This is a genomic window from Tianweitania populi (genome assembly GCF_014652875.1).
Taxonomy (GTDB): Bacteria; Pseudomonadota; Alphaproteobacteria; order Rhizobiales; family Rhizobiaceae; genus Tianweitania; species Tianweitania populi.
Genome location: NZ_BMZQ01000002.1, coordinates 743,613 through 755,314, shown reverse-complemented (window position 1 = coordinate 755,314; position 11,702 = coordinate 743,613). Strand labels below are relative to the sequence as shown.

10 protein-coding genes are annotated in these 11,702 nt (G+C 61.3%); 5 read left to right on the top strand and 5 right to left on the bottom strand.

Annotated elements, in window-relative coordinates:
* The first annotated feature begins 10 nt into the window (after positions 1-10).
* From IE166_RS12895 to IE166_RS12885, 3 genes are all read left to right on the top strand, one after another.
* Positions 11-304 (top strand): DUF1330 domain-containing protein, encoded by a 294-nt coding sequence (locus IE166_RS12895; RefSeq protein WP_189504444.1) that lies wholly within the window; start codon positions 11-13, stop codon positions 302-304.
* A gap of 134 nt (positions 305-438) precedes the next feature.
* Positions 439-1,716 (top strand): polyhydroxyalkanoate depolymerase, encoded by a 1,278-nt coding sequence (locus IE166_RS12890; RefSeq protein WP_189504442.1) that lies wholly within the window; start codon positions 439-441, stop codon positions 1,714-1,716.
* A 155-nt stretch (positions 1,717-1,871) separates the two neighbouring features.
* Entirely contained in the window at positions 1,872-2,513 is a 642-nt protein-coding gene (locus IE166_RS12885) for a transglutaminase-like cysteine peptidase (protein ID WP_189504440.1), read from the top strand.
* Between the two features lie 177 nt (positions 2,514-2,690).
* Here IE166_RS12885 and IE166_RS12880 read toward each other — a convergent pair whose 3' ends face one another.
* Together IE166_RS12880 and gshB are read right to left on the bottom strand one after the other, a co-directional pair.
* Positions 2,691-4,229: a YifB family Mg chelatase-like AAA ATPase gene (locus IE166_RS12880; protein ID WP_189504438.1), complete on the bottom strand. Its 1,539-nt coding sequence runs from the start codon at positions 4,227-4,229 to the stop codon at positions 2,691-2,693.
* Positions 4,230-4,405: 176 nt separating this feature from the next.
* Positions 4,406-5,347, bottom strand: coding sequence for a glutathione synthase (gshB, locus tag IE166_RS12875; protein WP_189504436.1), 942 nt, complete (start codon positions 5,345-5,347; stop codon positions 4,406-4,408).
* Positions 5,348-5,471: 124 nt separating this feature from the next.
* Here gshB and IE166_RS12870 point away from each other — a divergent pair, with 124 nt between their 5' ends.
* Complete coding sequence (locus tag IE166_RS12870; protein WP_244641458.1) at positions 5,472-6,779, top strand: glycosyltransferase family 2 protein; 1,308 nt, start codon at positions 5,472-5,474, stop codon at positions 6,777-6,779.
* 124 nt (positions 6,780-6,903) lie between these two features.
* Positions 6,904-8,628 carry a GtrA family protein gene (locus tag IE166_RS12865; protein WP_189504434.1) on the top strand — a complete coding sequence of 575 codons (1,725 nt, stop codon included), beginning with the start codon at positions 6,904-6,906 and terminating at the stop codon, positions 8,626-8,628.
* A gap of 82 nt (positions 8,629-8,710) precedes the next feature.
* Here IE166_RS12865 and IE166_RS12860 read toward each other — a convergent pair whose 3' ends face one another.
* The 3 genes from IE166_RS12860 to IE166_RS12850 form a co-directional block, all read right to left on the bottom strand.
* Positions 8,711-9,052, bottom strand: a complete 342-nt coding sequence (locus tag IE166_RS12860) for a septal ring lytic transglycosylase RlpA family protein (RefSeq protein WP_189504432.1) — start codon at positions 9,050-9,052, stop codon at positions 8,711-8,713.
* A 512-nt stretch (positions 9,053-9,564) separates the two neighbouring features.
* Complete coding sequence (locus tag IE166_RS12855) at positions 9,565-10,491, bottom strand: pseudouridine-5'-phosphate glycosidase (RefSeq protein ID WP_189504430.1); 927 nt, start codon at positions 10,489-10,491, stop codon at positions 9,565-9,567.
* A gap of 40 nt (positions 10,492-10,531) precedes the next feature.
* Positions 10,532-11,638 (bottom strand): carbohydrate kinase, encoded by a 1,107-nt coding sequence (locus IE166_RS12850; protein WP_189504429.1) that lies wholly within the window; start codon positions 11,636-11,638, stop codon positions 10,532-10,534.
* Positions 11,639-11,702: the final 64 nt, after the last annotated feature.

Genomic DNA, 11,702 nt, shown 5'->3' with positions numbered 1-11,702 from the left:
GGAGGAGATCATGGCTAAAGGATACTGGATTGCGCGCGTCGATGTCCGCGACCCTGAACGCTACAAGGATTACGTTTCCACTGCCAAGCCGGCCTTCGAACGCTACGGCGCAAAGTTCCTCGCACGCGGCGGCGAAGTGACCGAACTCGAGGGTAAGGCCCGTGGACGAAATGTCGTCATCGAATTCGAAACGGTGGATATCGCGCGCCAATGTTACGACTCGCCCGAGTATCAAGCGGCCAAGGCGATCCGACAGGAATGCGCCGACGCTGAGATGATCATTGTGGAGGGCGCAGCCACTTAATTCGGGTATTTTGTGCTGCCATATGCCCGTTTTGCGCTGTCACGCACCCCTATTGCAACGCAGCATTGTGAGTCCTAGTTTATCCTGACGCCTTTCTCAGGCTCGGGTGAGCCGTGTCGCGACTAGGAAACCTCATGTTCTATCAGTTCTATGCTTTGCAGCATGCGGCCCTCCAGCCGTCGCGTGCTGTGGCCGAGGCTGTCCGCACGCTCTACACCAATCCGCTAAACCCTTTTACCGAAACGGTTTTCGGCCGCACGATCGCTGCCAGCGCCGAGCTATTCGAGCGCACCACCCGCCAATACGGCAAGCCTGCCTTCGATCTTCCCACCGCGAAAGTCGGCACCCAAACCGTTGCCGTCACAGAAAAGATTGTTTGGGCTAAGCCCTTCTGTAAATTGATACATTTCGAGCGCGACCTGCCCGCCGAACGTGCTCCCGACCCCAAGCTGCTGATCGTTGCCCCCATGTCCGGCCACTACGCTACGCTGTTGCGCGGCACGGTGGAATCCATGATGAGCCATGCCGAAGTCTACATCACGGACTGGACCGACGCCCGCATGGTGCCGCAGTCCGAAGGGCGCTTCGACCTTGATGATTACATCGACTATGTCATTGAAATGCTGCATGAACTTGGTCCAGACACGCATGTCATGGCCGTCTGCCAGCCCTCCGTTCCCGTGCTCGCGGCCGTCGCCATCATGGAACAGCGCGGCGACCCGTTTGCTCCGGCCAGCATGACCCTGATGGGTGGTCCGATCGACACCCGCCGCAATCCGACGGCCGTCAACAACCTCGCCGCCGAGCATGATCTCGACTGGTTCCGCAGCAATGTCATCATGCAGGTGCCGTTCCCCGAACCCGGCTTCATGCGCGATGTGTATCCCGGCTTTCTGCAGCTCACCGGCTTCATGAGCATGAACCTCGACCGCCATATCGGCGCGCATAAGGACTTCTTCATGCACCTGGTGAAGAACGACGGCGATTCAGCGGAAAAGCACCGCGATTTCTATGACGAGTACCTGGCCGTCATGGATCTTACGGCTGAGTTCTACCTGCAAACGGTGGAAACCGTCTTCATCGAACATCGCCTGCCGAAGGGGACGATGAAACATCGCGGCACCCGCGTCGACCCGTCCGCCATCCGCAACACCGCGCTGCTGACGATCGAAGGCGAGAACGACGACATTTCGGGTCTCGGTCAAACGCAGGCCGCGCATGACCTCTGCACGAACCTGGCTTCGGAGAAGAAGAGCCACTACGTGCAGCCAACCGTTGGACACTACGGCGTCTTCAACGGCTCGCGCTTCCGCGCCGAGATCGTACCCCGTATCGTCGACTTCATGCGCGCTTACGGCGGACCATCAGCCGGTAGAGCTAAACCGCAGGTCGTTCATAGCCAGGATAGCTAGATCGCACGATCAGCCCAGGCCTAATTTTCCGCGTTATCCCAGGGAAAGCTTCGCGCCTTTAACCAAAAGAAGAAGCTTCTTGACCCTGTGAATTGACTCTTCCTGGTAACTCCTCTTAATTTTTCCTTAACGAGGGGAAGCGGGGCGAGGGCACCATGAAGGTCGCGCGCGGATGGACACAGGCGATCCTGCTGGCAGGCGCTCTTGTGTTTTCAGCGGTTTCAGTGTCGGCCGGGGGGCAGGCCAAGGCAGCCGCAATGGACGTGGGCGGCATCACCTCGCAGCCCATCGGTCACTACGAATTCTGCAAGCGCTATCCTGGCGACTGCGCCATTCGCAGCAGCAATGTGAAGCCCGTCGCTTTGACAGACGCTACCTTTGGCCTGATCGCTCGGGTCAACCAGACCGTCAATCGCAGCGTCGAGCCGGTCAGCGACAATGACCTTTACGGGCGTCAGGAATGGTGGGCCTATCCCAGCGAAGGCGGCCAGCGCGGTGATTGCGAGGATTTCGCCCTGCAAAAGCGTCGGGTTCTGATGCAGCGCGGGATTTCCTCCGCAAACCTGCTGATGACCGTGGTGCGCAAGCCGGACGGCGAAGGCCATGCCGTGCTGACGGTCCGCACCGATCATGGCGATTACATCCTCGACAACCTGAACGATCAGGTTCTCGCCTGGGAACAGACCGGCTACCGTTTTCTCAAACGGCAGGCCGAAAACCATTCCGGGCGCTGGAACAGCATTCGCGGCGGCAGCACGTCGCCGTTGGTGGGTGCGGTGCGCTCCACGACGAATTAAGCAAGCTTGGGTGAGGCCTTGAGGAGCTGTGCTTGCACAGCTCCTTCTTTTTGCGCGCAAGTTAGGCCGCTCTAGCGCTTCGGCCGGCCCTAGGCTTGGCTGATCGAGCAACCGAACGAGACACTCCTCTTCCGCGCCGTCAGCGCGGCTAGGACGAGCCAAGCGCCGCCGATTTCCTCAGGCAGCGGCCCGCATCTGGCCTTCTCCGGCCATCCGGTAGGAAATGGCCTCGGCCAGATGAATGCGGTTGACCGCGTCCGACCCCTCAAGATCCGCCAGCGTGCGCGCCACCCGCAAAACCCTGTGGTAGGCGCGGGCCGAAAACTGCAGCTTCTCGCTCGCGTCCCGCAGCAGGGAACTGCCACGCGCATCCAGGGCCGCGATCGTATCGACGATGGAGGCTGCGCAATGCGCGTTGGTGGTGGTCGAGCTTTGCCCAAGCGCTGCAAAGCGCGCTTGCTGGATCTCGCGGGCGCGCGCAACCCGCACCGCCACGCTGGCACTCGTTTCCGCGCCTGCCGATGGGCGGATCAGATCAGCGGCGGAGACGGCCGGCACGTTGATGCGCAGATCGATACGGTCGAGCAGCGGCCCGGAGATCCGCGCCTGATAATCGCTCTGGCAGCGTGGGCCTCTCGCACACTGGAAACCTGGCTCGCCGGCCATGCCGCAGCGGCATGGATTCATAGCGGCCACCAGTTGCACGCGAGCGGGATAGCTGACCCGGTTGTTGGCGCGCGCGATGACGCACTCCCCGCTTTCCAGCGGCTGGCGCAGCGAGTCCAGCACGGCGGGCGAGAATTCTGGGAACTCATCGAGGAACAGGATGCCGTGATGCGCCATGGACGCTTCGCCCGGTCGCACCCGCAAGCCGCCGCCCACCATTGCCGCCATGGATGCGGAATGATGCGGAGCGCGAAATGGTCGGCGATCTGTCAACTGACCATCCGCAAGCTCGCCTGCGATGGACGCGATCATGGAGACTTCGAGAAGCTCGCGTGGATGCAGTGGTGGCAGGATCGAGGGAATGCGCTGCGCAAGCATCGATTTGCCCGATCCGGGCGGCCCGACCATAAGAAGGTTGTGCCCGCCGGCCGCAGCGACTTCCAGCGCGCGCTTGGCGGTTTCCTGGCCCTTGATGTCAGCCAGATCAAGCGTGGACAAAGCGGGCGGGCGGATGCGCGCTTCGGGTCGCGACAGGAGCTGCGTTCCCCGGAAGTGATTGGCCAGCGCGATCAGACTGCGCGGTGCCAGGATCTCGATGTCCGAACCCGCCCAGGCCGCTTCCGGGCCGCAGCCATGCGGGCAAATCAGCCCCTTATTGTCGGCATGTGCACCGATCGCAGCCGGTAATGCTCCGGCAACGGGTGTGATCGTGCCATCGAGCGAGAGTTCGCCCAGAACCACGAAAGCGCCTAGCGCTTCGGCCGGAATGGCGCCAAGCGCGGCCATCAGCCCCAGCGCGATGGGCAGATCGTAGTGGCTGCCCTCTTTCGGAAGGTCGGCCGGTGCCAGATTGATCGTGACCTTCTTCGGCGGCATCGATAGGCCGGAGGCATGCAGCGCGGCCTGCACCCGCTCACGGCTTTCCGCCACCGCCTTGTCCGGCAAACCGACAATCTGCATGCCCATCTTGCCGGGCGCGATCATCACCTGAACATCCACGGGCACAGCTTCCACGCCCTGGAAGGCGACCGTTCTTACGCGCGAAACCATGTGCCCCTGCTTCCCGAGGGGCGCCGCATGCCCCTGCTTCAATGTGCTTCCCTTAAGTCAAGGAAAGCACAAGAACAAGCTCAAATCAAGAACAAGAAGGGAACAATCAAGCCAATAAGATGTATTTTGGTTGCAGGAGGTTGTGCGTCCAGAACAAAGCGCGTCGCCGATGTGGCTTAGCGGCGTTTGGCTTCCACCACGTCCCAGAACAAACCGGCGATGTCTTGGCCGCCAAAGCGTTTGACTTCGCGGATGCCGGTCGGCGACGTCACGTTGATCTCCGTCATGTAGTCGCCTATGACATCGATGCCGACCAGGATAAAACCGCGCTCGCGCAAAGCCGGCCCGATCCGCGCACAGATCTCGCGTTCGCGATCGGTCAGCTCGGTTTTCTCAGCGCGACCTCCAACATGCATGTTTGAGCGCGAGTCCGTGTCCGATGGAACGCGGTTGATGGCACCGACCGGCTCGCCGTCGATCAGGATGATGCGCTTGTCGCCCTTGCGCACATCCTTGAGATAGCGTTGCACGATATAGGGTTCGCGGAATATCTGCCCGAACATCTCAAGCAAGGACGCCAAATTGCGGTCGGCCTCGAGCAGATGGAAGATGCCGGCGCCGCCATTGCCGTAAAGCGGCTTCACGATGATGTCGCCATGCTTGCGGCGGAAGTCGGCGACCTCCATGGGATCCTTGGTGATCAGGGTTTCCGGCATGAGATCTGCGAACTCTGTCACGAAGATCTTTTCCGGGCTGTTGCGCACCCAAGCCGGATCGTTGACCACCAACGTGCCGGGATGGATGCGCTCCAGGATGTGGGTCGTCGTGATGTAGTTCATGTCGAAGGGCGGATCCTGGCGCAGCAGGATCACGTCCATTTCTGACAAGTCGGTGCGGACCGGCTCGCCAAGCTCGAAATGCCGGCCCTTTTCGTCCGCAAGCTTCATCGCCTCCACCCGCGCGACAACCTTACCATCGCTGAGCGAAAGCCGGTCCGGCGTGTAATGGAACAGCTGATGGCCCCGCTGCTGCGCTTCCAGCGAAAGCGCAAAACTGGTGTCTCCGGCGATCTGCACGGTGGACACATGATCCATCTGGACGGCGATCTTCAGGGACATCGGTTCGAACTCCGGAGGCAGGGCGGGAAGGTGGGGCAAGCTCTAGACCTTTCCACCCGGCCTGCCAATCCAGCACAAGTGCAGCTGCCACAGAACAGCCCGATGCGTTAACGCGCTCGAAGCTTTGCTGCGCTACAACCGTGACGCGACCGATCGGGCGCAGTGTTGTGTTTGCTTGTGCTGCCTCAGCACAGCTCGGAGTGGCCAGATGAATGCAGTCACGCAAGCCAGTCGCCTCCAGGGAGGCGCCATCGAACTGACGGTTCTGATGCCTTGCCTTAACGAGGCGGAAACACTGGCTGCCTGCATCAACAAGGCAAAAGCCTACCTCGATCGCAGCGGTGTGGTCGGCGAGATCGTGATCGCTGATAATGGCAGTACGGATGGATCGCAGGACATCGCATCAGGATTGGGCGCGCGCGTCGTTCCTGTCTCGCAGAAGGGGTATGGCGCAGCACTTCTTGGCGGCATTGCCGCAGCGCACGGGCGTTACATCATCATGGGCGACGCCGATGACAGCTATGATTTCGGTACCCTTGATCCCTTCGTTGAGGCGCTACGCGGCGGCGGCGCCGATCTCGTCATGGGGAACCGCTTTAAGGGCGGGATCGAGCCGGGCGCCATGCCGTTCCTGCACCGTTACCTCGGCAACTCGGTCCTCAGTCTGCTCGGTCGTGTCTTCTTCCATGTGAAAGCAAGGGATTTCCATTGCGGGCTGCGCGGTTTCAGAGCGGATAGTATCCGCAAGCTGGACCTGCGTACGACCGGCATGGAATTTGCCAGCGAAATGGTGGTGCGCAGTGCCTTGGCTGGCCTGACGATTGCCGAAGTGCCGACTACGCTGAAACCGGATGGTAGAAGCCGTGGCCCGCATCTGAAAACCTGGCGCGACGGCTGGCGCCACCTGAAATTCCTGCTGATGTACAACCCGCGCTGGTTGTTCGTCATACCTGGCTTGCTTCTCTGCGCTGTGGGTCTGACGCTGACGGCTGGGCTGTCGGCAGGTCCGGTTCAGCTCAGCAACAGCCTGACGCTTGATCTGAACACGTTCATGGCCGCGTGCTTCATGGTCGTCACCGGGGTGCAACTTGTTACGTTTGGAATGCTGTCACGCCTGTACGCCGACCGCATCGGCCTTCTCCCGCCGAATGCGGCGTCGCGCTGGTTGAAGGCTCATATCAGCACCGATCGTTTGGCTTTGGGGGCAGGGGCATGTCTCCTCGTGGGTCTTACCTTGTTTGGTTCGGCATTTGGATCATGGGCGGCGATGAGTTTTGGACCGCTCAATGATCCTAGTATCCCGCGTGTCGTGCTTCTTGGATTGATGCTGATCGCCACTGCCTTCCAGGTCTTCTTCTCCGCCTTTCTACTCGGCGTACTGGAAATTCCCGCCTTGCGCGCGAAGCCACCGGGCTCCGAAAACAACGTTTAAGGCCTATGCAGGTGAGAGTAAGCGCTTTCGTATGACCATCACGTCTTCGGTCGCTCAACCATCCCCGGCATCGACCACGGCGGGGCCTAAACTCATTTTTGCAGCGGCGGCACTCGCCACGTTTGTGCTCCTTCTCCTTTATGCCAGCTCCGGCTTCTCCACGCTTTATGTTGGGCGCGGCGACAATGACAGCATGTTGCGCCTCGTCGAGGTGCGCGACCTGCTTGGCGGGCAAGGCTGGTTCGACCTGCATCAGCTTCGCATGGGCTTGGCCGGCGGCTTTGTTATGCATTGGTCGCGGCTCATCGATGCGCCGATTGCCGCCCTTATCTGGCTTGGTACCGCACTGGGCGCTGGGCCCGAGCGCGCCGAGCACATCGCGGCAACGGTCTGGCCCTTGTTGCTATTCTTTGCGGCGCTGAGTTCAATCCTGTTTGTTGCCCGACGCCTGGCGGGCGATGCCGCTTTGTTGCCGGCTGCCGTGATTGCCACGACCAGCCTCTATTACGTCGGCATCTTCGCGCCCGGCGCGCTGGATCACCACAATGCCCAACTGACCCTGACGCTGGCGATGCTGGCTGGACTTGTCGGAAGCCAGCAAAGTTTGTGGCCGGCGGCGGGTGCCGGCGCGTCGGCTGCGCTGATGCTGGCGATCGGCATGGAGACCGCGCCCTATGTCGCGGTTGGAGGGCTATGCGCTGCCCTTGCGTTTCTTTGGCGCGGGGAAGACGAGGTCCCGACGGCAATGGGCTTTGGGCCGGGCTTTGCCATTATCGCCGGCGCCGTCTTCGTTGCCACAATACCGGCTTCCAGTTGGATGCAGTCGGCCTGCGACGCCTTTTCCGTCGTTCAATGGACCTTGGCGACGCTTGCCGGCTTCGGTCTCGCCGCGATCGCTGCGATCAAGCCCGTGGCACGCACCATAATAAGGCGTGCTGTTGCGTTGGCGGTTCTAGGCGCTGCAGCCGCTAGTTTGCTGGTGTTCGCCTTTCCACAATGCCTTGCCGATCCCTATGCCATGGTCGATCCGTGGCTGAAGGCGAATTGGTTGGCAGGCGTTTCCGAGGCGCAATCGGCTTGGGATCTCTTGCAGAACAAGCCGGCGGAACTGGTGACCTATTACGCTTACCCCCTGCTTGGGATCGCCGTGCTGCTTGGTCGGCTCCGGCGCCAACCGCGCCGGACGGACCTGTTTATGCTGGCCATGCTGCTCGCGGCCTATCTTGTGACGCTCTGGCAGGTCCGGGGCTCGCTATTCGTGTTCCCGCTGACCGCCATCGCGCTTGCATCCTGGATTGCCGATGCACAACGCAAAGCAAGCGCTATGCCGACGACGCGGCATATGTTGGTCATGGCCGGAAGCTGGATCGGATCGTTTATCGTCAGCTGGATTGCGCTCAGCGTCGGCATCAATGCCGCGCTTAGCGCCATCAAGGGCGAGGCCTCGGCGATGATGCCGGACAACTCGACCTCCTGTTACGACAATCGCGATTATGCCGGACTGGTGCAGGAACCGACGGGTAGGGTGCTTGCGCCCACGAACCTCGGTTCCGCCATTCTCTTATACACAAAGCACAGCGCGTTTGCGGGGCCGTATCATCGCAACCACGACGGCAATCGCCTCGCGCTGCAAGCGTTGATGGCCGAGCCGGAAGCCGCACGCACCATGCTGCAGGGCTCCGGTGTCACGCTGGTTGTGTGGTGTTCCGGTAACCCGGAATCCGCATCGCTCGTCACCAGGGCACCCGAAAGCCTGGCCGCCGAGCTGGAGCGCAAAGCGGCGCCAGCCTGGCTGCAGCCAACCAAGGCGGCCAACGGCAAGCTTGATATCTACAGGGTGGCCCCCTGAAGTTCACAGCTGTCGGTGGGCGATCGAGGAGAAAAGACAGCCGGCGAGATAGCTCGACTATCCGCAGCTTCGCTGGGACGTATCAAGCCTTTTCGATGCAGATCTTGGTGTGACCCTTGCCGATGAAGCCGAGTTTGCCGGCTGCGGCCTTCGAGAGGTCGAGCATGCGACCCTTGATGAAGGGACCGCGATCATTGATCCGAACAACCACGGCCTTGCCGTTTGAGCTGTTGGTGACCTTGATCTTGGTGCCGAAAGGCAGGCTGCGATGGGCGGCTGTCATGGCCGCGGCATTCATGCGCTCGCCGGAAGCGGTCTTGGATGTCAGAGCATACCACGAGGCGCCACCACATTGGGCATTGGCGATCGTGGGCAGGCAAAGGCCGGTAACCAGCATCATGCTGGCAAGGACGGTCTTCTTCATCGTTTGGGGAATTCCCGTTGGTCGGACGGGAGGTGAATTGCCGGTGAAAAGTGGCGGCGGCGCGTTCGGTTCCGATCACGCGCTGTCACACTTTGAATCAATGCGTGTGAATTTGTTATAAAGGTAAAGCTTGAACGGGTTGACTCATGGACAGTGAACAAATTTCAGGCCGGCTACCATGATGATGAGGATGGCCTTTCTTGCAGTATAGAGGGCTTTGATCATCAACGTAGCTGCTGGTTTGTAAAAGTATCTATCGAGTGATCTTTATTCTGCCTTTCGCCATCTCGACTTGAGCGACAAGTTGTTGTCGCCTCGATTTCTTGGCCTGCAAGTCGAGGCGACCGGCGTGATGCAGATGCGAGGTTTGCACCCGGAGCCGCTTAGATGGCTAGCTGTGCGGGTGGCACCTCTAGCGAGATTGCGGCGGCGGTCCGCCGCAATTGTTAATTGTGCGTAACCGAAATTTCTCGGATTTTTTCCGGTCATTCCGGCCGGAAATACCAGCTCAATCAGCCCTTTTCAGCTCGAAAACGGGCGTGAGCGACCGCAATTTTCGCCGCAATTGCCGCATTGTTCCGCACGAGCGCGATGTTGGCCTTCAAGCTGCGGCCTTCCGAGAGCTCGTTGATCTTGGCGAGCAGGAACGGTGTCAGCTCCTTGCGGGTCACGCCGCTTGCATCGGCTTCCGCAACCGCATCATCGATCGTGCCGTCGATGAAGGACGGATCGAGCGCATCAGCTTCTGGAATGGGATTGGCGATCAGGATGCCGGTCTGAGAGCCCAGGGCGCGGTGCAGGATCATGGCCTGAGCGATCTCCTCCACGGAGTCGAGGCGATGATCGGCCTTCAAGCCGCTGGAACGGGTGAAGAAGGCGGGGAAGTCGTCGGACCCGTAGGCGATGACTGGCACACGCTGGGTTTCCAGCACTTCCAGCGTCTTCGGGATATCCAGGATCGACTTGACGCCGGCGCAGACCACCGTTGTGCCGGTCTGGCCGAGTTCGGTGAGGTCGGCCGAAATGTCAAAGCTCTGTTCGGCGCCGCGATGCACGCCGCCGACACCGCCGGTCGCGAAGATTTCGATGCCGGCGAGTTCGGCCAGCCGCATCGTGGCCGAAACGGTGGTGCCCGCCGTCTGCTTGCGCACCATCACGGCGGCGAGATCGCGGCCGGACGCCTTCACGACGGTCGTGGCCTGCGCCAGCGCTTCCAGGTCGGCATCGTCCAATCCGACGCGCAACTCGCCGTCGATCACGGCGATGGTGGCGGGAATTGCGCCCTCAGCACGGATCAGCGCTTCCACGCCGCGCGCCATTTCCAGATTGGCGGGATAAGGCATGCCGTGGGTGATGATGGTGGATTCCAGCGCCACGATCGGTGCGCCGGCTTGGAGGGCATCGGCCACTTCCGCGCTGAGCTTGATGAGGTCTTTCATGAGATCTGCCTTCTTTGTTGGTCCCGCTGGTTCATTCACCTCAAGCGGAAACGCGGTGCATGCCGGCCTCGAGGAAGCGGGCGGAAAGGTCGGGGCGAACACTGGCTTCGCTCTCGGTGGTGAGGCTCGCGAGCAGGGCGCCGGTTCGGGCGGCAAGCGGGAGGGGATCGCCGGCTAGAACGCGGTAGAGCGTGCCGGCGATCATGGCGTCACCCGCGCCGGTGACATCAACGGGCTGGGCCGGCACAGGCTGCATCATCTCGACACCGGCGCTTGTCGCCACCGCATAGCCTTGCGCACCCATGGTCACGATCACCTCGCCGACACCAGCGCTCTGCAGGGCTTCTGCAGCATCGCGTGGCTGCAACCGGGCGTCGTCTGTGAGGCCCAACAGCGTGTTCGCCTCGTCGTAGTTGGTGAACAGCAGGTCGATGCCGGACAGATCCTTCGGCAGCCGCGCCGCCTTCGGGGTCGACACCGTATCCACTGCCAGTTTGAAGCGCGCGCCGGCCTTGCGTTCCAGCAGCGTACAAATCGTCGCGGCCGGCATGTTGCAGTCCATGAACACCCAGGCCGCCGAAGCGAGATGCGGCCAGATACGGTCGAGATGCGCGGATGAGAACAGGTCGAACACGTCCATATCGGCGATGCCGAGCACCAGCTCGTTTTCGACGCCGAGGATGGCGGCATATTCGGCGGTGGGACGTTCGGAAGTCGTGATGACCTGGCTGACATCGGCGCCGAGATCGGCGAGGTGGCGCGTCAGGGCGCGGCCGGTTTCGTCATCGCCAACGATCGACACGAAGCCCAGATCCACGCCAAGCCGCGCCAGGTTCTCCGCAACGTTGCGCGCGACGCCGCCGAAGGAGCGATGACTGTTGACGGGATTGGAGGTCTCGAAGATCAGCGGACGCTTGGCGTGATATTTGCGGTCGAACACAGCGCCGCCCAGACAGACCATGCGTTGCGAGGCCGGCAGAACATAGCCGCGACCGAGAACATAGCCCTTGTTCACCAGCGCAGCGATATGCGCGGCCACGGTGGAGCGAGCCAGACCGAGCGAGGTGGCGATCTCCTGCTGACCAAGGAATGGGTTCGCCGTAATCAGTTGGAGAACGGCCTGTTCCTGCGCGCCAAGGTCGTCCATCGATCCGCTTGTATCCTTCAGCAAGGCGGGTTCAATCGTGTCCCCGCAAGCCATTTACAACATA

Coding starts and splice junctions, on each gene's coding strand:
- IE166_RS12895 (WP_189504444.1), top strand. CDS start 11: ATGGCTAAAGGATACTGGATTGCGCGCGTCGATGTCCGCGACCCTGAA.
- IE166_RS12890 (WP_189504442.1), top strand. CDS start 439: ATGTTCTATCAGTTCTATGCTTTGCAGCATGCGGCCCTCCAGCCGTCG.
- IE166_RS12885 (WP_189504440.1), top strand. CDS start 1,872: ATGAAGGTCGCGCGCGGATGGACACAGGCGATCCTGCTGGCAGGCGCT.
- IE166_RS12880 (WP_189504438.1), bottom strand. CDS start 4,229: ATGGTTTCGCGCGTAAGAACGGTCGCCTTCCAGGGCGTGGAAGCTGTG.
- gshB (WP_189504436.1), bottom strand. CDS start 5,347: ATGTCCCTGAAGATCGCCGTCCAGATGGATCATGTGTCCACCGTGCAG.
- IE166_RS12860 (WP_189504432.1), bottom strand. CDS start 9,052: ATGAAGAAGACCGTCCTTGCCAGCATGATGCTGGTTACCGGCCTTTGC.
- IE166_RS12855 (WP_189504430.1), bottom strand. CDS start 10,491: ATGAAAGACCTCATCAAGCTCAGCGCGGAAGTGGCCGATGCCCTCCAA.
- IE166_RS12850 (WP_189504429.1), bottom strand. CDS start 11,638: ATGGACGACCTTGGCGCGCAGGAACAGGCCGTTCTCCAACTGATTACG.